The 21593-nt window shown below is 59.7% G+C and carries 24 protein-coding genes; 13 read left to right on the top strand and 11 right to left on the bottom strand.

Going from position 1 to position 21593, the window contains the following annotated elements; translation table 11 throughout:
- Positions 1-17: 17 nt before the first annotated feature.
- Positions 18-332 (top strand): ArsC/Spx/MgsR family protein, encoded by a 315-nt coding sequence (locus tag Q0859_RS09870; RefSeq protein WP_299150440.1) that lies wholly within the window; start codon positions 18-20, stop codon positions 330-332.
- Here Q0859_RS09870 and Q0859_RS09865 read toward each other — a convergent pair.
- The 5 genes from Q0859_RS09865 to thrS all read right to left on the bottom strand — a co-directional run bounded on the left by Q0859_RS09865 (position 329) and on the right by thrS (position 5017).
- The gene (locus Q0859_RS09865) at positions 329-886 is read right to left on the bottom strand and encodes a DoxX family protein (RefSeq protein WP_299150438.1); all 558 of its coding nucleotides are present in this window, start codon (positions 884-886) and stop codon (positions 329-331) included. The two genes, Q0859_RS09870 and Q0859_RS09865, sit on opposite strands and share 4 nt — an antisense overlap.
- 3 nt (positions 887-889) lie before the next feature.
- Positions 890-1648: a DNA-binding domain-containing protein gene (locus Q0859_RS09860; RefSeq protein WP_299150436.1), complete on the bottom strand. Its 759-nt coding sequence runs from the start codon at positions 1646-1648 to the stop codon at positions 890-892.
- Position 1649: 1 nt separating this feature from the next.
- Entirely contained in the window at positions 1650-2510 is an 861-nt protein-coding gene (locus tag Q0859_RS09855) for a DUF692 domain-containing protein (RefSeq protein WP_299151446.1), read from the bottom strand.
- Between the two features lie 64 nt (positions 2511-2574).
- Positions 2575-2880 carry a DUF2282 domain-containing protein gene (locus tag Q0859_RS09850; RefSeq protein WP_299150434.1) on the bottom strand — a complete coding sequence of 102 codons (306 nt, stop codon included), beginning with the start codon at positions 2878-2880 and terminating at the stop codon, positions 2575-2577.
- 190 nt (positions 2881-3070) lie between these two features.
- The gene (gene thrS / locus Q0859_RS09845) at positions 3071-5017 is read right to left on the bottom strand and encodes a threonine--tRNA ligase (protein WP_299150432.1); all 1947 of its coding nucleotides are present in this window, start codon (positions 5015-5017) and stop codon (positions 3071-3073) included.
- 249 nt (positions 5018-5266) lie between these two features.
- Between thrS and Q0859_RS09840 the strand changes: the two genes are divergently transcribed.
- Positions 5267-5479 (top strand): hypothetical protein, encoded by a 213-nt coding sequence (locus Q0859_RS09840; RefSeq protein WP_299150430.1) that lies wholly within the window; start codon positions 5267-5269, stop codon positions 5477-5479.
- Here Q0859_RS09840 and Q0859_RS09835 read toward each other — a convergent pair.
- The gene (locus Q0859_RS09835; protein WP_299150427.1) at positions 5464-5928 is read right to left on the bottom strand and encodes a GNAT family N-acetyltransferase; all 465 of its coding nucleotides are present in this window, start codon (positions 5926-5928) and stop codon (positions 5464-5466) included. The two genes, Q0859_RS09840 and Q0859_RS09835, sit on opposite strands and share 16 nt — an antisense overlap.
- A 688-nt stretch (positions 5929-6616) precedes the next feature.
- Positions 6617-7372, bottom strand: a complete 756-nt coding sequence (locus Q0859_RS09830) for an SRPBCC domain-containing protein (RefSeq protein ID WP_299150425.1) — start codon at positions 7370-7372, stop codon at positions 6617-6619.
- 122 nt (positions 7373-7494) lie between these two features.
- On the opposite strand from Q0859_RS09830, the gene Q0859_RS09825 reads away from it, so the two are divergent.
- The 7 genes from Q0859_RS09825 (at position 7495) to Q0859_RS09795 (ending at position 13365) form a co-directional block, all read left to right on the top strand.
- Entirely contained in the window at positions 7495-8247 is a 753-nt protein-coding gene (locus Q0859_RS09825; RefSeq protein ID WP_299150423.1) for an alpha/beta hydrolase, read from the top strand.
- On the top strand, positions 8244-9230 hold the full coding sequence (locus Q0859_RS09820; protein ID WP_299150420.1) for an alpha/beta fold hydrolase: 987 nt from the start codon (positions 8244-8246) through the stop codon (positions 9228-9230). The genes Q0859_RS09825 and Q0859_RS09820 overlap by 4 nt, the downstream gene beginning before the upstream one ends.
- A complete protein-coding gene (locus Q0859_RS09815; RefSeq protein WP_299150417.1) occupies positions 9230-9658 on the top strand; it encodes a VOC family protein in 429 nt (142 codons plus the stop codon). Before Q0859_RS09820 ends, Q0859_RS09815 begins: the two co-directional genes overlap by 1 nt.
- Positions 9659-9675: 17 nt before the next feature.
- Positions 9676-10290, top strand: coding sequence for a hypothetical protein (locus Q0859_RS09810; protein WP_299151443.1), 615 nt, complete (start codon positions 9676-9678; stop codon positions 10288-10290).
- Between the two features lie 122 nt (positions 10291-10412).
- Positions 10413-11483, top strand: coding sequence for a transporter substrate-binding domain-containing protein (locus Q0859_RS09805; RefSeq protein ID WP_299150415.1), 1071 nt, complete (start codon positions 10413-10415; stop codon positions 11481-11483).
- Between the two features lie 2 nt (positions 11484-11485).
- The gene (locus tag Q0859_RS09800) at positions 11486-12562 is read left to right on the top strand and encodes a transporter substrate-binding domain-containing protein (RefSeq protein ID WP_299150413.1); all 1077 of its coding nucleotides are present in this window, start codon (positions 11486-11488) and stop codon (positions 12560-12562) included.
- 92 nt (positions 12563-12654) lie between these two features.
- The gene (locus Q0859_RS09795; protein WP_299150411.1) at positions 12655-13365 is read left to right on the top strand and encodes an alpha/beta fold hydrolase; all 711 of its coding nucleotides are present in this window, start codon (positions 12655-12657) and stop codon (positions 13363-13365) included.
- A 128-nt stretch (positions 13366-13493) separates the two neighbouring features.
- Here Q0859_RS09795 and Q0859_RS09790 read toward each other — a convergent pair whose 3' ends face one another.
- The gene (locus tag Q0859_RS09790) at positions 13494-14078 is read right to left on the bottom strand and encodes a DUF6151 family protein (RefSeq protein WP_299150409.1); all 585 of its coding nucleotides are present in this window, start codon (positions 14076-14078) and stop codon (positions 13494-13496) included.
- Positions 14079-14081: 3 nt separating this feature from the next.
- Positions 14082-15353, bottom strand: coding sequence for a polyhydroxyalkanoate depolymerase (phaZ, locus tag Q0859_RS09785; protein WP_299150406.1), 1272 nt, complete (start codon positions 15351-15353; stop codon positions 14082-14084).
- Between the two features lie 154 nt (positions 15354-15507).
- Between phaZ and phaC the strand changes: the two genes are divergently transcribed.
- A complete protein-coding gene (phaC, locus tag Q0859_RS09780) occupies positions 15508-17313 on the top strand; it encodes a class I poly(R)-hydroxyalkanoic acid synthase (protein WP_299150403.1) in 1806 nt (601 codons plus the stop codon).
- 141 nt (positions 17314-17454) lie between these two features.
- Positions 17455-17907 (top strand): phasin family protein, encoded by a 453-nt coding sequence (locus Q0859_RS09775; RefSeq protein ID WP_299150400.1) that lies wholly within the window; start codon positions 17455-17457, stop codon positions 17905-17907.
- A gap of 93 nt (positions 17908-18000) precedes the next feature.
- On the opposite strand, the gene Q0859_RS09770 is transcribed toward Q0859_RS09775, so the two are convergent.
- Positions 18001-18870, bottom strand: coding sequence for a LysR family transcriptional regulator (locus Q0859_RS09770; protein WP_299150397.1), 870 nt, complete (start codon positions 18868-18870; stop codon positions 18001-18003).
- Between the two features lie 104 nt (positions 18871-18974).
- Between Q0859_RS09770 and Q0859_RS09765 the strand changes: the two genes are divergently transcribed.
- Together Q0859_RS09765 and phaR are read left to right on the top strand one after the other, a co-directional pair.
- Positions 18975-19910 carry an NAD(P)H-binding protein gene (locus tag Q0859_RS09765; RefSeq protein ID WP_299150394.1) on the top strand — a complete coding sequence of 312 codons (936 nt, stop codon included), beginning with the start codon at positions 18975-18977 and terminating at the stop codon, positions 19908-19910.
- 93 nt (positions 19911-20003) lie between these two features.
- Positions 20004-20558, top strand: coding sequence for a polyhydroxyalkanoate synthesis repressor PhaR (gene phaR / locus Q0859_RS09760; RefSeq protein WP_299150390.1), 555 nt, complete (start codon positions 20004-20006; stop codon positions 20556-20558).
- A 25-nt stretch (positions 20559-20583) separates the two neighbouring features.
- Here phaR and Q0859_RS09755 read toward each other — a convergent pair whose 3' ends face one another.
- Positions 20584-21480 carry an aminotransferase class IV gene (locus Q0859_RS09755; RefSeq protein ID WP_299150387.1) on the bottom strand — a complete coding sequence of 299 codons (897 nt, stop codon included), beginning with the start codon at positions 21478-21480 and terminating at the stop codon, positions 20584-20586.
- Positions 21481-21593: the final 113 nt, after the last annotated feature.

Genomic DNA, 21593 nt, shown 5'->3' with positions numbered 1-21593 from the left:
AAATGTGAGGGTGAGTTATGGAAATATACGGTCTGAAAACCTGTGATACGTGCCGCAAGGCGATCAAGGCGCTACCGGACGCGCAGTTTGTGGATGTGCGCGCGGAGGGTGTGCCGGGTGATGTGATGAAGGCGGCGCATGCCCAGTTCGGTGCGGCGCTCGTCAACACCCGCTCAACCACGTGGCGCGGGCTGAGCGAGAGTGAACGCGCCGACGCGCCAGAGGCATTGCTGGCGCAGCACCCAACCCTGATGAAACGCCCCCTGATTGCGGAGGGATCCAGGCTTTACCTCGGTTGGACCACAGACGTGCAGGCCGCCTTGGGCGTTTAGTCCACCGCTTTGGGCCGAGCCAAGGCCCGATCAAATGACAGCGGCCCGGCCCCTTTGACCACCAGCACGATCAGCAGGAAAACCCAAAGCGAACGCTGGTCCATGATCAGGCTGTTTGAGGGCGCATCAAACCATGCGCCCATCACCAGCCCGTCGCCCCATCTGCCATGCCCGTTCAGATCGGTCAGCGATTGCAAAACGATGAAGCCGATCATGCCCAAGGACGCAAGCCGCGTGAACAGCCCTGCGATGATCAGCAAGGGCAGTACAAATTCGGCGACTGTTCCAAGTGTCACGACCGCCCAGTGATAGGTGCCGAGTTGGCTCACATCATAGCCGATGGCCTCCATTATGCGGGGAAAGATCTGCGCGTAGGCCCCGAGCGAGGGTTGGAAAATTCCAAATATGCCGTCCCCCAGTTTGGTCATTCCCGAAATCCAGAAATAGACGGCCAGGACGGCTGCGAACAGGAACCGCGCGAGCGTCGGCAAAATCCAATCAGCGCGGTCAAGTGGTCCGAAAATCGCGTCATGCAAACGGGTCAGGGCAGTCATGGGTCAGTCCTTTGGGGTCGTGAAATTGGCAATTGCGTTGTTCTGGATCAAAAGCGTCAGCAGCGTAAACAGATCAAAACCGGGGTCGATGGCCATGGCGCTGTCCTGCGCCGCCCCCAGGGTTGCGCCGCCCGTGACATGGCTCAGCCACGCCGCCTGAGCAGGGGTCAACGCGTGCGGTTCGGGGTCAAATTCAACTCGTGTGATCAGGATCGGTTGGGCTATGGCGCGTGGTTTGGGCGCGCCGCTTTGAGTGGTGTAGCGCCAGATGTCAAACAGTGGCCAGACGGTCGGGATCACGGTGGCCGCAGGGGCCAAAGTGAGGGTTGAGGCCACGATCTGGTGGGCCTCAAACGTACCAAGTTTGCGCCCGTCAAATGGGGTCACGTCGGCGGCGTGATAGGATTGGCGCAGCGCCAGCTCAAGCCGGGCCACGTCGCTGAGATATTTGATGTGTGAGAGGGGGGCAAAACCGCTCAGAAATGCAGGCATGTGTGCGCCGTAATGTATCATCAACGGTGATGTGGGCGGATGCGCCCGCACAAACAGCCGGGCCAGTTGATCAAAATTTTGACGTCCCAACAGGCTCACAAGCACCGGGAATGCGGTCTTCAGCGCCTCGGTCAACGCGACGGTGACATTGTTGCGATAGACGGCAAAGCGTTTGGTTGTAGGCTGGCCTGCCCCGTCGGTCAGCCCATCCGGCACAGGCTGGGTCGGGTCCAGCAGGGCGGTGCGGAACTGGGTTTGATCGGTTGGCATATCAGGGTGCGGCTGCGGTTGCCAACGCATGCGCGGCCCGTTCGGCTTCGGCCCGCAACGTCGCCCAATCGGGCACGTCATTGTCCCATTCAACCAGTACCGGGGCAGGGCCCGTCGCCGCAAGCGCATGATCCAAAAGTGCCCAAACCGGATCCGCTGTGGCGCGTCCATGGCTGTCAATAAGCAGCGGTGCGCCTGCATCGTCGGTGTCTGCATCGTGTCCACCGACATGGATTTCGCCGACCGCATGGGTGGGGTAGGCATCAAGGTAGCCCTCTGGCGTGTCGTTCAGGTTTGTTGCCGAGATGAAGACGTTGTTCACATCCAGCAGCAAACCGCAGCCGGTACGCCGGACCAGTTCACTCAGAAAGGCGGTCTCGGACATGGTGCTGTCGGCAAACGCCAGATAGCTGGAGGGGTTTTCGAGCAGCATCTGCCGCCCCAATACGTCCTGAACCTGATCAATATGGCTCGCGACACGGGTCAGTGTCGCCTCGGTGTAGGGCAGGGGCAGCAGGTCATCCAGAAACTCGGCCCCGTGGGTCGACCACGCCAGATGTTCGGAAAAACTGGCGGGTTCCAGCCACGTTATCAGCGACTTGAGGCGCTCAAGATGAGCCTTGTCCAGCGGCCCTTCGCCCCCGATCGACAAGCCAACCCCGTGGACCGAAATCGCAAAGTCATCCCGCAGTGCGCGCAGTTGCGCGTGTGGGCGACCCCCGTCACCCATGTAGTTCTCGGCATGGACCTCCAGCCAGGTCACCGGACCCGGTGCAGCGCGCAAGTCATGGAAATGTTGGGATTTGTAACCAACTCCGGGGGCAGATGGCAGGCGGGGCGGTGTGCGTGTCGCATCCAGCATGTCGAAGCCTCCGGCGTCAGATGTGTCGCGCACCGCTCAAACCTGAGCCGTGCGCTGTCACGTGTTATGCGGGCAGGTCGCGGTCCAATTCTTCGAGCGAGCCTGTGCGCGCTGATCCATCCGCCAGATCAGGCAGTTCAATTTCGGCGCAGGTGCCCACATCCACAAGCGTCCATGCGTTGCCCTGATAATCGACGGTCGATGTGCCCGCGCAGGTCGTGCCCGGACCAGCCGCGCAGTCATTTTCGCCCGCAAGCGAGATGCCGTAGCACTTTTCCTTGGCTGCGGCGTCGGCCGGGGTCGCGGTCTGACTGGCAAACGCGGCGGCAACTGCGCCCATGATGGCGACGGATTTCATTGTGTTCGACATATCTAAGGTCCCTTTGGTTCGATTGCATAGACGGCCTTGGCGTCTAAATAAGGGGTGACAATCCGATTTTAACACTCACAAGCCGGTATGTCACAGAGCCGTTATCCGATGTCAGACATTGCGCCGGAGTTTTGGGCGTTCCGGCGCATTTGTTGCAAAAGCCCGCGTGGCATATTGCGACATCTGTGGCTCAAAGCTGATCCGGCGGAGTGGCCTCAATCCGCAAGGTTTCCACGACGGTTGCCAGGTCCTGCACGCTGGTTTGCTTTTCGCCCAGGCGGCGGACAGATACGGTCCGTTCCTCGACCTCGCGTGCGCCCACCGCAAGGATCACAGGCACTTTGCCGACCGAATGTTCACGCACCTTGTAGTTGATCTTTTCATTGCGAATGTCGGCTTCGGCGCGCACGCCTGCGGCCCGCAAAGCGGCAACGACCTCGGCGATGTAATCATCCGCGTCGGAAATGATCGAGGCCACAACCACCTGACGCGGTGCCAGCCAGAACGGCAATTTGCCTGCGGAGTTTTCGATCAGAATGCCGATGAATCGCTCGAATGAGCCGAGACAGGCCCGGTGCAACATGTAGGGGCGGTGTTTGGCACCATCCTCGGCGATATACGTCGCGCCAAGGCGTTCGGGCAGGTTTGGATCTACCTGAAAGGTGCCGCACTGCCATTCACGCCCGATAGCATCCGTCAGTTTGAAGTCCAGTTTGGGGCCATAAAACGCGCCCTCACCCTCATCCAGAGTGTAGGGGTGACCAGTCGCCTTGATCGCATTCTCAAGCGCGTTTTCCACGTGATCCCAGCTTTCTTCGGAACCGACCCGCTTTTCGGGTCGCGTGGCAAACATGATCTCAAAGCTCTCAAAGCCGAGGTCTTTATAAACCGAGGACAGGTAGGTGATGAACGCAGCACATTCGGCCTCGATTTGATCCTCGCGGCAAAAGATGTGTCCGTCATCCTGTGTAAATCCACGCACACGCATGATCCCGTGCAGCGCGCCAGAGGGTTCATAACGATTGCACGATCCGAATTCGGCCATGCGCAATGGCAGGTCGCGATAGGACTTGAGGCCCTGATTGAAAATCTGGACGTGGCAGGGGCAATTCATGGGTTTCAGTGCATTGATCGCCTTTTCACGGGCGTGATCCTCGTCCACTTCGACGATGAACATATGTTCCTGGTATTTGTCCCAATGGCCCGATGCTTCCCACAATTTGCGGTCAACGACCTGTGGGGTGTTCACCTCGACATAGCCCGCGGCACGCTGTTTGCGCCGCATATAGTCCTGAAGCGTGGTGTAGACGGACCAGCCGTTGGGGTGCCAGAAGATCTGGCCCGGGGCCTCTTCCTGCATGTGAAACAGGTCCATCTCGCGGCCCAGTTTGCGGTGATCGCGCTTGGCCGCCTCTTCAAGCATGTTGAGATGGGCGCGCAGCTTTTCCTTGCCAGTGAAGGCGACGCCGTAAATGCGTTGCAGCATCGCGCGACTGGAATCGCCGCGCCAATAGGCCCCCGCAATCGACATCAGCTTGAACGCATCGCCCGGCACCTGGCCGGTGTGTTGCAGGTGCGGCCCACGGCACAGATCCTGCCAGTCGCCGTGCCAGTACATGCGCAGCGGCTCGTCGCCTGGAATGCCTTCGATCAGCTCGACCTTATAAGGCTCGCCGCGGTCCTCGTAATATTTGATCGCCACATCGCGGTCCCACACTTCGGTGCGGACAGGGTCGCGTTTGTTGATGATCTCGCGCATCTTCTTCTCGATCGCGCCGAGGTCTTCGGGAGTGAACGGCTCGGCCCGGTCGAAATCGTAATACCAGCCGTCCTTGATGACGGGGCCGATTGTGACCTTGGTGTCGGGCCAGATTTCCTGCACGGCGCGGGCCATGATGTGGGCCAGATCGTGGCGCACCAGCTCATTGGCCTGCTCTTCGTCGGTCATGGTGTGGATCGCGATTTGGGCGTTGGCGTCGATGGGCCATGCGAGGTCCCAGTGTTCGCCATTTACACTGGCGCTGATCGCCTTCTTCGACAGGGATTTCGAGATGCTTTCGGCGACACCGGCAGGGGTGATCCCGGCCTCGTATTCGCGTGCATTGCCATCAGGAAAGGTCAGGGAAATTGGGGCCATATCGGCACTCCTCGTCAGTTCGGCGCCCACGGAACGCCCGATTGCGGGTAAATCTGTGCGGCCCGTGTCGCAGGCGACGCCCAAGGCGTCAAGTCTGCGGTGCGTATCTGAATGCGCTTGATAAAGGTTATGCGTATAATGCGACAAAACGCGCGGTTTTTGCGACAGTTTCCGCTGGACGTCGCGCCCCTGATCCCTATTTTAAAGGGTAGTTCACTATCGGAAACTTTTGATCTCAGAGGGAACGCCGTGCCAAAGTACAACACCAATTTCGAGTTGAGTGTCGAGGATCTGGACCTGATCGAAACGGCGTTGCGCGCCACCAAGCTCGCCAAAACCCAAAACGACATCAAGGCCCGCGCGGCGGACCCGGATGTGATGCAGATCCATGATCTTCTGGGGCGACTCCACAATCAAAAGACTTTTTTCCGCCCCGCTGATGGCACTTACGTCGGTGGCTGATCCAGCCTGATCGAAAATCGAGGTCCCGGACCTGACCGGGCTTCAAAGCCGCGCCGTTTATAGAACAGCGCGGCTTTTGCGTTTTCGGGATGTGTGCCGACTGTGAGGACAGTGCATCCGATGCTTACACAATGTGCCTGACAGGCTGCAATCAATGCGGCTCCAGCCCCTTGTCCCCGCATGGGTTTGCGCACGAAGAGGTGGTGCAGATCCATGCCCCGAGCCCCGAATTGCAGTTGCCCAAGGGGTAACAGGGCGGCATATCCGATCAGCGCTGCATTCTGTTCGGCTACCAACACAGTGTACCATGGACATGGGCCCAACACGTCGCGCCGCAGATGTGTCGGGTTGATGTCGGGGGTGTCGCCGTGATGTGCGGCCAGCGCACAGATCATCATGTGCAGGGCCGGGATGTCGGCAGGTTCAACAGGTCGGATCGTAAAGGTCATGTGATGTCTCCTGTGCCGGCAGCAGGCCAGAGATCAGATCAGCATAGGACCACCGCGGGGCGCGGCGGGTGTGGGCATGGGGTCAGACACGGCCACAGGCGCGCGGGATATGCGCCTGCGTATAATACTCTTGGTGAACTGCATGTGTCATGGTGGGGAGATTGGCCCGGTCCGGCCAGTTGGTCAAGCGCGATCAGTCGATCCGCCGATCAGCAGTCAGACGGCGATGGCCAGCATGCACCCCCAACTGAGCGTGAAAAGGACTGGCCGTGCGGGAAACCAGCCCCCTCGACACCATCCCGGTGACATGCGCAAGTCGTAGCCTGAAGAAGGTGGCGCTTGCGCAGATCGTGACGAGCCCCCGGATATCTCAAGATTGTGTGCGACCAGCATGATCAACCTGAACGGCATCGCGGCCTCGATCAGGTTCAGGTGCGCGCGGTGGGATCGGTGCACCCAGGCCGGAAACCTCATAGGTGGGGGCGGCCGTTCAACGTTATCGGCCCCGGTTTGGGGGCATGTTGACGCCCACGATGTAAGAAATCCACATGGACATCGCGAGGATGGCCGTCAGGGTGAGATAGGTCAGTTCCGGTGTCATGGGGCACCTTTTTGTGAGCGGGGAGGGGGCCAGCCCCCGTCGCATCCGCGACTCCCCCGGAGTTTATCTGGCAAGATGAAGGTGGGATCAGGCGCTTGCGCGGCTGCCGAAGTGGGCGGGCTCTCCGGTTTCGAGCCATGTTTTCAGGCCTGCCGCCCAACGCGCCCATCCATCGGCCACCCCTTCGCCGGGCACAACCGCAAAGGTCAGATCGTAATGTTCAACCGTCAGTTTGACGAAGTCCCCTTCGACCTCGATGAGGTAGACCACCCGACTGGGGGCACCGCCGCCGTCCCAATTGGGCTCGAAGGTGCATTCGATCCGGGATTTGGGATCGCTGGTCAAAAGGACGTTTGACATCAGTTCAGTGCCATCGGGCAGAAACATCGTGGTGCGTGCGCCGTCCCGCGTCGCGTGGCTGGCCATGAAGTGGTAATGCGCCACGTTCGTCTCGTCCGACAAGGCGTCCCACAGTCGGTCCTGTGTGGTTTTGATATAGGTCTGCATGACAAAATCGGGTTTGGGCATGGGTGAGTTTCCTTCCAGTTGAGATTTCAGGTCGAGAACTGCTTGGGCCGCCGGTTTGACGAGCAAGGGCTCCATCCAGCGATCTATTGCTTCCTGCAACGGCAGGGCGTTGAGGTAGTGATGTTTGAAGCGACCCACCTTCTTGGTGGTGATCAACCCCGCGTCTTCGAGCACGCCAAGGTGCTTCATCACCCCAAAGCGGGACATGTCCAGATAGGGCTGCAATTGCTGCAACGTCTGGCCGTCCTGACGGCGCAACGCATCCAGCAGCGTACGACGGGCGGGGTCCGCGAGAGATTTGAACAAGGCATCCATTATGTTATATATGTGAGCAAATAATCACGTGACAATATGGTAACCTAATAAATCTGACCCGTGCAGGATGGACAGCGCGGTGCCGTCTGCCCATGATCCGCGCAAACTGCAAAAGGACTGCCATGACCACCGCTGAATTCATCGACACAGCCCAAGGGCGCCGCCTTGCCTATCACCGCAGCGAAGGGACGGGCCCGTGGGTTGTCTTCCTTGGTGGGTTGAAATCAGACATGGAGGGCACCAAAGCCATCCATCTTGAGGCGTGGTGTCGCGCGCAGGGCCGCGGGTTCCTGCGTTTTGACTATTCCGGGCATGGCGAAAGTTCGGGGGCCTTTGAAGATGGCTGCATCGGGGACTGGGCCGAGGACACCGCCTTTGCGCTTGAGGCCTTGACGACGGGGCCGCTGGTGATTGTGGGCAGTTCGATGGGCGGCTGGCAGGCGCTGCTGTTTGCGCGCGATCATCCGGGCCGCGTGGCCGGGCTGGTGACCATCGCGGCCGCACCTGATTTTACCGAGGACGGCTATTGGGCCTCGTTCACCGACGCCCAAAAACAAGCCCTGGCGCGGGATGGGCGGGTCGAAATGCCTTCGGACTACATGGAGCCCTACATCATCACGCAGCGCCTGATCGAGGATGGGCGCAACCGGCTGGTGCTGCGCGCGCCGCTGCCGCTGCCCTTTGCGGTGCGCTGTCTGCAAGGCACCGACGATACCGCCGTCAGCACCGAAACCGCCGTGCGGTTGCTGAACCACGCAGACAGTCCCGACATGCGTCTGTTGCTGGTGCGTGGTGCGGATCACAGGTTTTCGGACGGGCCCTGTCTGGGGCTGATTGAGGATGCGGTCGAGCAGGTTCTGGAGACTGTGGCATGAGGCGATTTGGCAAGATATTGGGGCGGGTCATGCTGGGCCTGATCGTCTTGATGGGTGCCTTGTGGCTGTTTGGCCCCTACGAGGATGCGACGCTGACGCCGCGCCCGGAGGCTGCCACGATCACAAGCGATCTGGATGCGCATTTTGCGGCTGTCGAGGCGGCATATGATGACATCACCCCCGGCGTCGAAAAACGGGTGATCTGGGCCGGGCAGGTGGAGGCCAAGACGCCTTGGTCGATCCTTTATGTGCACGGGTTTTCCGCGACCTCCGAAGAAATCCGCCCGGTGCCGGACGCGGTGGCCGAGGCCTTGGGGGCCAACGTTGTCTACACCCGTTTGCAAGGGCACGGGCGCGGCCCCGAGGCGATGGCCGAAGGCACGGTGCAGGGTTGGGTCGATGATCTGGCCGAAGGGATTGCCGCGGCCCGGGTCGCGGGCGAAAAAGTGTTGATCATCTCGACCTCGACAGGGGGCACTTTGGTAGCCGCCACAGCGCAGAACGCGACCCTGATGGAGGACGTGGCGGGCCTTGTCTTTGTCTCGCCCAACTTCGGGATCAACAACCCGGTTGCGGCTTTGCTGACATGGCCCGCGGCGCGGTATTGGCTGCCCTCCCTTGCCGGTGAGCGGCGCAGTTTTGAACCCTCAAACGAAGCGCATGGGCGGTACTGGACGACGGAATATGCCAGTGTCGCCGTCCTGCCGATGGCGGTTCTGATCCAGACCACAATGGCGATGGATCATGGTGCACAGACCCTTCCGGCGCTGTTCTGGTATGCGACGAATGATCAGGTGGTGCGCCCCGATATCACTGCCGAGGTTGCGGCCGCCTGGGGTGGCGCAGCGCAGGTTATCAATCCGGTCATGGGTGATGGCGACGACCCGCTCGCCCATGTGGCGACGGGCGATATCATGTCTCCGGGACAGACAGACGGGGCCGTCAGCGATATGCTCGCCTTTGTGCGGGGGCTGGATCAATGATGGAACAACGGGTGTCGCTGATCACGCTTGGGGCGCGGGATATGGAGGCGCTGGCCGCCTTTTACGAGGCCATGGGCTGGGCGCGGGTGGACAGCCCCGACGGGGTGATTGCCTTTGATTTGATCGGGCAGACACTTGGCCTTTATCCCCTCGCCGCGCTGGCCGAAGACATTGGTGTTGCGGTCGCGGATTTGCGGGGTGGGGCCATGACCCTTGGGCACAACGTGTCCAAAAAAGCGGATGTCGCCCTGCTGCTGGACCAGGCCGAGAGTGCCGGGGCCAAGATCCTGAAGCCTGCGCAGGACGTTTTCTGGGGCGGGCATCACGGCTATTTTGCCGATCCCGAAGGGCACATATGGGAAGTGGCGTGGAACCCGTTTTCGCCGCTCGGACCCGAGGGGCAATTTCAGTGGAACGGGGCCGCGTGATGCGCCGTCCGGCCAGCATGTGGAGCCTTGAGAACTTGGGTCGCGTGCGGTTGTCCAAACACTTTTACATGCGGGATTTCCTTTATTCGGAAATTGGAAACTTCCATGAGATCAGGAACCTGCCACGCGATCCTGATCTTGCGATTGAACATGGGCGGATGCTGTGCACCCAATTGCTTGACCCGCTTGAGGAGACATTTGGGCGGGTTGCGATCCGGTCAGGCTACCGCTCGCCCGAACTGAACAGATATGGTAACGAGAACAAGCTGAACTGCGCGCGCAATGACAACCCGATCGAATGCCATATCTGGGATTTGGGTGCTGGAGAGGTGGCGATTGCGGGCACGTCCCTCGCAATCCCGTGGTTCACTGATCAATACGAGCAGGGCCGTGATTGGCGCGATCTGGCATGGTGGATCCATGATCATCTGCCCTATTCGGCCATGTGGTTTTTCCCGAAACTCTGCGCCTTCAATCTGGATTGGCGGCCCACGCCACACCGTATGATCGGCAGCTATATTGCGCCCAAGGGGCTGCTGTTGCGTCGGGGTGCGCAGCCTGCCGAACCGCCAGAAGCACGCGCCAGACGATATGCCGATTTCCCTTCGTTTAGGGGAATCGCCTATCCATGATGCGACATGCGTCCGCCGCGCAGTGTCAACATATATACTTGTCCACCACATCTCGTTTTGGCGTTGACGAAACCCCGCAAAATAAGGGATTTTGCTACCATACTCAGACTGGGGGATGAGGAATGAAGCGATTCTTGGGGCTTGCGGCCGCGATCTGTGTCGCGTCGAGCGTTTCAGCGGCAGCCCAGACCTGTGGCGGCAGCTATACGGTGAAGCGCGGCGACAGCCTGTCGGTCATCGCGGACGCACAGTACAAGAACGCCTCTGCCTGGACCGCAGTGCACCGCAACAACCTGTCTGTGATCGGCGAAAACCCCAACGCGCTACGGGTCGGGATGCGGTTGCAACTGGGGTGCATCGCTGGCTTGCCTGTGGGTCTGGACGCGGGAACCCCTGCGACGCAAACGGCTGGCGTGGCACCTGCGCGGGCCACCCCGCGCCGCAAGTTGGAACAGACAATCAATCTGGTGACGGCGGGTGACTTCGCCCCGTTCACCGATCAGGCCTTGGACAATCAGGGCCTGATCACGGACGTGGTCAACACTGCGATGGGGCGCACGGCGTCGCGTGATGGGTACAAGGTGCACTGGATCAATGACTGGTCCGCCCACCTTGATCCACTGATGACCAGTGCGATGATGGACATGGGCTTTCCCTGGTACAAACCCGATTGCGCCGGATCGCCCGACAATTTCCGCTGCGCCAATTTCCACTTCTCGGACCCGATGTTCGAGATGCTGATCCTTCTGTTTGTGGACAGGTCCCGCCCTGTGCCCTTTGCACGGGACACCGATATCGAAGGGCGCACCCTGTGCCGCCCTGCGGGTTACTTTACCCATGATCTGGACCGGGCGGACCGGCGTTGGATCACGGATGCAAAGATCACGCTGAAACAGCCCGCGACGGTGGCTGCATGCTTTGACATGCTGGTGTCGGGCGAGGTGGATGCGGTTGCGATGAACGAATTCACAGGCCGCGCGGCAATCAAGGACATGGGCCTCAAGGATCAGGTCGAAGTGGTGCAGGGCCGCCCCATTTCCATTGAAGGGCTGCATGTGCTGGTGCACAAGGACCATCCTGATGCCGCCACGCTGATGGAGACCATCAATGGCGGTCTGGATGCGATCAAGGCCTCGGGCGAGTACCAGCAGGTGATTGACCGGCACATGACCAAAATCTGGGCTGATTTCTGAGAATGAGACGCGCGTGGGCTCAACTCGCAGTGAGCACGGCTGCGGTCCTTGGATGGGCCGGAACGGCTGTTGCCTGTGCGCCGTCCCATGTTGTGGGGCCCGGTGAGACACTGTTTTCCATTGCCGAAGAACAGCTTGGCGATCTGTCCCGCTGGTCGCTCATCTTCTACAACAATCCGGACATTCAGGGTGGCAGCCTTCTAGAGTTGCCTGTGGGCACCGTTCTGGCCATTCCGTGCCCTGACGCCACGGCCAGCACCCCGGTCGCCAAGCCAGAGCCGGTAGTCGTGCCCGAGACATTCACGCCTGACCCGACGCCATTGTTGCAGGACGAGGCGGAGCTGCGCCTGATCACGGCGTCAAATTACGCGCCGTTTACGGATCTGGATTGGCCGGGGCAGGGGATGCTGACCGAGTTGGTGAATGCGGCCCTTGAGGAAACGCCAAACCCGCTCACCTATTCGATCACATGGGAAAACGATTGGTCCAAGCACCTGTTTCCGATGCTCGATTCCAAAGAGTTCGATATGGGCTTTCCGTGGTACAAGCCGGATTGCGCAGGCAACCCGACCCATGAGCGTTGCGCCAATTTTCACTTTTCCGAACCGCTGGTTGATCTGGTGATCCTGCTGTTTTCCCGCAGTGACGCGCTGTTGCCGTTTGAGAGTGATGCGGATCTGATGGGCAAGACGCTGTGCCGTCCTGCGGGTTACTTCACCCACGATCTGGACCGGGCGGACCGCCAATGGCTGTCGCAGGGGTTGATCACGCTTGCACAGCCCGACTCTCCGGATGCGTGTTTCGAAATGCTGATGGCGGGCGAGGTCGACGCGGTGGCTCTGAACGAATTTCTGGGCGTTCAGAAGATGTTTGAATTGGGTCTTACGGACAAAGTCGCCCCTTTGTCGCGCCCTTTGTCGGTCGAAGGGCTGCATGTACTGATCTCCAAGAAACACTGGCGCGGAACGGCGCATCTCTATCGCTTCAATGCGGGGTTGGCCAAGCTCAAGCAGACTGACCGCTATAACGAGATCGTCAGCCGTCATCTGGCGCTGTTCTGGGATCAGATCAAACAGTGACCGGGGGCTTGTGGCGCGCGGGCGCAAGGGTCATTGTGTGTCATACAGGCAAATCAGCAGGCAGCAGATGGCGTTAGAGACAAGGCGGGTACATGGCTGAGCCGTTGGTATTCCTTCCCGGTATGATGTGCGATGCGCGCCTGTTCGGGCCGCAGATCGCGGAGCTGTCGTCGGAGTTTTCCGTGATGGTGTCGCCGGTGACCCGCGGCGAGCGGATCGAGGAAATCGCAAGCGGTTTGCTGGACGAGTTGCCTCAGCGCTTTGCGCTGGCGGGCCTGTCCATGGGCGGGATCGTTGCGATGGAGATCTTGCGCCGCGCGCCCGACCGGATCACGCGGCTGGCCCTGATGGACACCAATCCACTGGCCGAGACGCCGCCGGTGGCTGCGGCGCGCGAGCCACAGATCGTCAAGGCGCGCACGGGCCGGATGGCCGAAGTGATGCGTGAGGAAATGAAACCGAATTATTTGGCACCGGGCCCCTATCGCAGTGAAATTTTGGATTTGGTGATGGATATGGCCGAAGCGCTTGGCCCGGAGGTGTTTATTCGCCAGTCGCGGGCCTTGCAGCGGCGCCGGGACCAACAGGGTACGTTGCGCAAATGCCGGGTGCCGACCTTGGTGCTTTGCGGAGCGCATGATGCGTTGTGCCCCGTCAAACGGCACACTTTTATGGCCGAGTTGATCCATGGCGCTGAATTGCGGGTGCTTGAGGATGCAGGCCATTTGCCGACGCTCGAAGCGCCAGCCGAGACGACGGCTGCGCTGCGCGACTGGCTGAAGCAGCCGTTGATTTTGCGTTAAGCCGGGCTGATCCAAAGGCCGCTGACGCGACACGATGTTTTGGGGGGCTCTGCCCCCGTCGCTTGCGCGACTCCCCCGCGGTATTTTTGGTCAAAAGAAGTCTGTAAGGCGGACGTGTCGTCCGCCCCTCAGTATTTCGGCAAGTGCAGGTTTTCGCGCTCGGCCGGGCTCACCAGATAGATATCGCGCACGGGTGTGTTTGTGGCTGCATCAAAGAACGGCGTTTGCTTCCACTTTCCGTTCAGGCGGCGCGGCAGCACCCGTGTGAGCATCCCGAGGATGAACACCGTAGCCCCTTCATGGCCACGTTTGCCATTGGCCTTGCGCACAAAGGCGCGCGCCTTGATCGGGCCAAGCGGGCTGTCATCCGCCAGACGGTCCGTGCGCAGCGATGTGAACGGGATCTTGGCTGAGCGTGTCGTCAGAAACATCATCGCGCCGCAGCATTGGGCCTGCCAGCGCAATGTGCCCTTTTTTGAGAGTGAGAACACCGCCAGTTGCTCAAGCCCGTCGTCGAACCGCACCCGATCCGGCGTCGTCTGGTAGAGTTGGACCGCGCCCGGTGCCGGGTCGGGTTGGCCTGCAAAGACTTCCGCGGCGCGGCAATCGTGGCAGAAGCACTCGGCCCGTGTTCCGTTATCCGGCGACACCCCAAGCAGCGTGCCGCGCAGTTTGTTGCAATCACAGGCGAAGGGAAGATCGACGCCTGCCATGGGTTACGCCGCCCGGTTCTTGTTGGCGGCTTTCTTGGGGGGCTTGGGCGAATTGGCGTCGATGAAGTCGAGCACCAGAGGCCGGATGTTTGTCCGCCAGCTGCGCCCTGCAAAGATGCCGTAATGGCCTGCGCCCGGCTCGACATGGCTTGCCTTTTTGCTGTCAGGCAGGCCGGTGCACAGATCAAGGGCGGCAACGCATTGGCCCGGAGCTGAAATATCATCATTCGCACCTTCGACCGTTTTCACAGCTACGGTTGTGATCTTGCCGATATCGACCTGTTTGCCCGCCACCGTGAACAGGTTCTTGGCAATCTCGGCCCGTTTGAAAATCCGGTCCACGGTCGAGAGGTAGAATTCAGCCGTCATATCCATTACAGCCAGATATTCGTCGTAGAACTTGTTGTGTTTGTCGTGATCTGCTGCATCGCCGCGCGCCACGGCGCTGATCTGGTCCTGAAATGCTTTGGAGTGCTTTTCGCCGTTCATCGACATGAAGGAGGCCAGTTGCAGCAGGCCGGGATAGACCATCCGTCCGACGCCCGGGTATTTGAACCCGACGCGCTGGATCATCATTTCCTCAAGCTGACCCATGGTGACCCGGCGCCCGAAGTCTGTCACATCCGTGGCGTTTGCATTGGGGTCGATCGGCCCACCGATCAGCGTGAGCGACCGGGGTTGGGCCTTGGGATCTTCTTCCGCCAGATAGGCGGTGGCCGCCAGTGTCAGCGGGGCAGGTTGGCACACAGCGATCACATGGGTTTCGGGGCCCATATGGCGCATGTAGTCTACAAGGTAGAGCGTATAGTCCTCGATATCGAACTTGCCGGCGCTGACCGGGATATCGCGCGCATTGTGCCAGTCGGTAATGTAGACTTCGCAATCGGGCATCAGCGAGATCACGGTCGAGCGCAGCAATGTGGAATAATGCCCTGACATGGGCGCAACAAGCAGAACCTTGCGCTTGCGCGCCTTACGGCCGACCACGTTGAAATGCAGCAGGTCTCCGAAGGCACCGGCCACTTCGATATCGACACTCACCAGATGGTCCTTGCCATCCTCGGCTGTGAAAGAGGGGATGTTCCAGTCGGGTTTGACCACCATGCGCTGGAAGGTGCGTTCCGTGACCTCGCCCCAGGCGCGCATCATTTCCATTGCCGGGTTGGGAACCAAAGCGAATGCGGGATAGGCTCCGATGGCCTGTGCCGTGGCCCCGAGCCACTGGTTCGTGTTCCGCATGGTTTCCATGAAGTCGTAGCTGGCCATATAGCGCATAACGTTTCCTTCGTACCCTAGGGGCCGGTGTATGATGTGCACATACATCGGACGGTTTGTCGCTTTGCCCCCTGAAACATGCGACCGTACATACAGCCGATGTGTTTCCAAACACATATGCTGCATGTGCAAACATTACGAGGAAGACATTAATATGACAACCAACGACACAACAGATGGTGTCGTCTCTGGCGAAAACCTCGACAAATTGAACACAAACCTTCGCAAAGTTGAGGAGTTGACGCAGCGACTCACTCAGATTTTGACGCACCGCAGCACGCATAACGCGGCCCTTGATGGTCCGAATCAGGAATTGTTCAGCAAGGCGGCCACCGCCTATTGGCATGAAGCCTTCCGCGATCCGGCCAAGGTGCTTGAGCATCAATTGCAATTCTGGTCAAAATCCGTGACCCATTTCGTCGAGGCCCAACAGGTGCTTGCCAGCGGCAAGCTGGCCGCCCCCGCCGACCCCGGCCCCAAGGACCGCCGCTTTGCCAATCCGCTGTGGGACACCCACCCCTATTTCAACTACGTCAAACAGCAGTACCTGATCAACGCAGCCGCTGTGACCCAAGCGGTTGAGGATGTCAGCGACATGGAGCCTGCCGAAAAGCAGCGTCTTGCGTATTTCTCCCGCCAGATTGTCGATATGATGTCCCCGACCAACTTCTTGGCCACCAACCCGGACGCCTTGGAAAAGGCGGTTGCCACCGAGGGGCATTCGCTGGTCAAGGGGCTTGAGAACCTGATTTCCGATCTTGAGGCCAACAATGGTGAGTTGATCGTGAAACTGGCCGATGACACCGCGTTCGAGTTGGGCCGCAATATCGCCACCACACCGGGCAAGGTCATATTCCGCAACCGCATGATGGAGCTGATCCAATACACCCCCACCACCGAAAAGGTGCACAAGACGCCTGTCGTTCTGTTTCCGCCCTGGATCAACAAGTACTACATCCTCGACCTCAAAGAGCAGAACAGCCTTGTGAAATGGATCGTCGAACAAGGGCACACCTTGTTTGTGGTCTCTTGGGTGAATCCGGATGCGGCCTATGCCGGGGTCGGCCTTGAGGACTATATCAAGGACGGGTATCTGGCCGCCATCGGCGAGGCCAAGGCGATCACCGGCGAAAAGCAGGTCAACGCCATCGGCTACTGCATTGCGGGGACCACGCTGTCGCTGACGCTGTCCCTGCTGAAACAGCGCAAGGACAAGTCGATCAAGTCTGCCACCTTCTTTACGGCGCTGACGGATTTTGGCGATCAGGGTGAATTTGCACCATTCCTGACGGACGACTTCATCGACGGGATCGAAGCGGAATGTGCGGAGAAGGGGATATTGCCCTCGGTCATCATGGCGCGCACCTTTACCTATCTGCGCTCGAATGACCTCGTCTATACGCCTGCCATCAAGAGTTACATGATGGGCGAAACCCCACCCGCATTTGATCTGCTGTATTGGAACGGCGACGGGGCGAACCTGCCCGCCAAGATGGCGATGCAGTATTTGCGGGGCTTATGTCAGCGCAATGAGTTGGCCGAAGGTGGCTTTGATCTGATGGGCCATCACCTGACGCTGGACGATATCGATGTTCCGCTTTGTGCGATTGCCTGCGAGACGGACCATATCGCGCCATGGAAAGACAGCTATCGCGGGATTCAGGCGATGGGATCCAAGGACAAGACGTTCATCATGACCCAATCAGGCCACATCGCGGGCATCGTGAACCCGCCCGCCAAGAACAAATACGGGCACTATACGAACCCGGACCTGACCCTTGACCATGAGGATTGGCTCGCTTCGGCAGATTTCAACGAAGGATCATGGTGGCCCCGGTGGGGTGCGTGGCTGAACAAGCGGGCAGGGGCCATGGTCAAGGCGCGCAAGCCGGGTGATTCTGAGCACCCGATCCTCGGAGATGCGCCCGGCACTTATGTAGGCGTCAAGGCAAGGCCCTGATTTCGCACATTCTTTCCCTTAGGTAAATCTTTTTTGCCGCAGCGCAGCATTTTTACTTGAAATGCCGCGTTGCAGCATGCATATTCTTCTCAGACGCAGGAAACACGAGAATGATCTCGCAGCGACAAGAGGAAGAGTACCATGGCTAAGACAACTACACCTGACATGACCGCAATGTTCAAAGACGTGATGGGCTCGTTCCCAGTCGACACAGCGGCAATGGAAGACGCATTCAAAACAGCGACATCGCTGAACGAAAAACTGAGCACCGTCGCCATCGACGCGGCCGAAAAATCGACAGAAATCTCGTCCAAATGGACCAAGGAAACTTTGGCGAAACTGGCCGACATCTCCAAAGCGAAAACCGAGCCAGCTGACTACGCCAAAGCGATGACCGATTTCGCTTCTGCCTACGCCGAAGTGACATCCGAGCACATGGCGGCGTTCGCTGAAGTTGCGAAAAAAGTCCAGATGGACACAGTCGAGCTGATGATGGCCGCTGGCAAAGACATGAGCGAAGACGCGCAAGCCGCTGTGACCAAAGCGACTGGCGACATGACAGCTGCTGCGAAAAAAGCGACTGCTGGCAAGTAAGCTCCATCGAGATATCGCGCCTGATTTCCTCCCTGAAATGGTGCGATGACTTTGGCGGGTCCCCGTGTGGGATCCGCCTTTTTCATGTCCGGGCTACCTTTTGAGATGCTCGGCCAGCCAATCATAGACCCGGCGCACGCGCGGCGTGCTGCGTAAATCGGGATGGGCCGTCAGCCACATGGGCATGATGGCCAGCGCCTCGTCGCCTGACACGCATGCAAGGTTCGGGTCCGCATCGCCGATGCTGCGCTGCATGAACCCGATGCCTGCCCCTGCCTGCACCAGCGCCCAACACACGACCTGATCATCGCTGCGAAACGCAAAGAAGTCGCGATTGACCTCGTGCCCGGCGGCCCGGAACCCATCAATGATCAGTGTCGAGCGGTCGTAGCCGATCACCTCATGGTTCAACACATCTGCAATGTCCTTGGGGGCCCCGCGCCGCGTGATGTAACTGTGCGCGGCATAGGCGGCGATGGGCATGTCGCGCAGATGTTGTGTGATCACGTCGTTTTGGGTGGGGCGGTACATGCGCAACGCGATATCTGCCTCGCGCCGTAGCAGGTTGTCGGTGGTGTCCGAGGCGACAACCTCGATGCTGATGTCCGGATGGGCGACCCGCAATGCGCTGATGGCGTCGGGCAGCACATAGGCCGCGACAACCTGGCTGGCGGTGATCCGGACCGTACCGCTCAGGTCGCTGTGGGTGCTGTTGGTGTGAAAACGTGCAGCGGCATCGGCCATCTGCGTCGCATGCGCCATCAATTCGGTGCCTGCCAAGGTGGGGCTCATCCCCCCGAGGCTGCGGTCAAACAACCGCGTGCCCAGATCGCTTTCGAGCGCTGCGATGTGGCGTGACAGCGTGGGCTGGCTGGTGCCAACCGCACGCGCCGCGGCTGACAAAGACCCATGTTCGGCTACCGCGGCAAAGGATTGGATGTGGGACCAGTCGGTTTGGGACATAGAGTATATCCATATTTGAATAGACAATGTTGAATTTCGCGGAATGCTATTCGATTTTGACTTGTTTATCCATCCCCCGGAGCAACCCAACAAGGAGAAATGACATGGAATCGGTGATCGTTTTAGGTGCAAAGGGACGGTTCGGACGGGCGGCAGTGGCCGGATTTCGCGCGGCAGGGTGGCGCGTGACAGAATTGGCGCGCGCCTGGCCCGAAGAAGCGACGGGCCGTGTGACAGCGGATGTCGCGGACACAGCGGCTGTCGTGCAGGCTTGCATGGGCCATGACGTGATCGTCAACGCGGTGCATCCCCCTTATCCAAAGTGGGCCGAGATGGTGCCAAAGATCACCTCCACCGTGATTGCAGCCGCCAAGGCAAGTGGTGCGACGGTGCTGATCCCCGGCAATGTCTACAATTACGGCACGGGGATGCCGGAACGGCTGTCGGAAACCTCTCCGTGGGTCAGCGATACAAAGAAGGGCGCAATTCGTATCCGTATGGAAAATACTTTCCGTGACAGCGGCGTGCGCACCATCGTGCTGCGCGGCGGCGATTTCATCGAAGGGGTCGAAACTGGAAATTGGTTTGAGACCTACATTGCTGCCAAGGCCGACAAAGGCAAGCTGACCTATCCGGGCAAGTGCGACCGGGTGCATGCCTGGGCCTATCTGCCGGATATGGGCCGCGCGGCGGCGGCGCTGGCAGGCAAGCGCGCCGAGTTCAGCAACTTTGAGGAGTTCGGGTTTGGAGGCTATGCCCTCACGGGCGACGCGCTCGTCACTTTGACCGAAGCCGCTTTGGGCCGCCCCATGAAAGTGTCAGGCTTTCCCTGGTTTGCCATCAAGATCATGGCGCTGTGGTCGCCGCTGATGCGCGAAGTGCTCGAGATGCGCTATCTGTGGAGTACGCCGCATCAGCTGGATGGATCGAAACTGCGCGCAGCCCTGCCCGACTTTGTGGAGACACCTGTCGAGGAGGCCTTTGCGCAGATATTGTCAAAACATACGGATGTGAATGTTTCAGAGGCAGTTCTGGCGTGATGGATGGCTAATTTTCCCCAAATGCGCGCAACGCTTTCTTTTTGCGAAACCTGCGCCTAAGCTGCGATGCAGCGAACCCGGGGAGAGCGGCACGTGACAGACAAACCAGCACCATTGTTGATCAAACGCTATGCGAGCCGGCGTCTCTATAACACCGAGACCAGCGACTATGTGACGCTCGAAGATATCTCGGGCTTTATCCGGGATGGGCGCGAGGTGCAGATCGTGGACCTCAAGACCGGCGATGATCTGACGCGCCAATACCTGCTTCAGATCATTGCCGAACACGAAAGCCGGGGGGAAAGCGTGCTGCCGGTGGATGTGCTGAACGATCTGGTGCGCAGCTATATGGGGGGCAGGGTGTCTGTTGTGCCCCAATTCCTGCAAGCCTCGTTCGAGATGCTGCGCGATGGTCAAAGCAAGGTGGTCGAGAACATGAGCGCCATCAATCCGATGACCAAGATGCCCGGTTTCGAGGCGATGCAGGCGCAGCAAAAAGCCTTTATGAAGGCGATGACCGGGGGCATGCCAACGCCCTGGAGCGGTGCGGCGACATCCGCGCCTGAAGCCTCTGATGGGTCCGAAGATCTGGACGCCATCAAGAAGCAGTTGGCCGAGTTGCAGGAAAAACTGTCCAAGATGAGTTGACGGTCGGGCGCACCACAGGTGCACCTTACGTGATTGGCGTGCGGTATGTGTCTTGGCCGATCCAGTCAAAGTATCGCTGTCTGAGATCGGTCGCCACCGGTCCCGCCGCCCCGTTCGAAAAGTGGTGTTGGTCGACCCGCGCCACCGGAATGACCCCACCACCCGATGATGACAGGAACACTTCGTTGGCGCGCCAGAGTTCTTCGAGGGGCAGGGGCCGCGTTTGTGTCTTGAGGCCCGCCTCTGCGCACATTTCCAGCACTGTGGCACGGGTGATCCCGTGCAGAACGCCGTGGTCTGAGGTCACAACCGTGTCTCCAAATACCCCGAACACATTGAATCCCGGCCCTTCGGTCACATTGCTCGCATGATCCAGCAGCATGGTGGTTTCAAACCCTTGATCCTTGGCTTCGAATAGACCGGATGTGAAGTCGCCCCAGTGATAGTTCTTGACCCGTGGGTTCACACTGTCGGCGGGGATGCGGCGGACGGATTTCGCGATCCAGACCGAGGTGCCCTTGGCCGCAGCCTCCGGTCTCACGATATGCACATAGGGCACGCACCATGCGTAAAAGTGGTTGGTACAGTCGCGCGGGTCCCGGCTGCCTGCCACCGGGTTGCGTCCGCGTGCGGCCACCATCGCCACATAGGCGTCGCGTAGCCCCGAGGCCTTGACCATGGCGGTAAGTGCGCCGCAGATTTCGCCCCGATCCATGCCGATGTCGTACCTGCCGGCGGTGAGCGAGGCGATGAACCGCGCCACATAATCATCCAGCCGGAAAAACGCGCCCTCCCAGACCGGGACCACATCATAGGCGATGTCGGAATGGGTCAGCCCCCAGTCCGTGACCGGAATTGCGGCTTGGTCAATCGGGATGATCTGGCCGCCCATCCAGGCGGCCCCTTTGGCGAGGTCTGTCATGGACCGCAGCGTAGTGGATCGTGTGATGAGGTAAAGAGGCTCCGGCCTCCCGCCAAGAGACGGGGATGTATCATTAGGGGGCTCTGCCCTCCCGCCGGAGGCGGGGATGTATC

It is taken from the genome of uncultured Tateyamaria sp. (assembly GCF_947497045.1).
GTDB lineage: Bacteria > Pseudomonadota > Alphaproteobacteria > Rhodobacterales > Rhodobacteraceae > Tateyamaria.
This window is presented reverse-complemented; position numbering and strand designations above follow the sequence as displayed.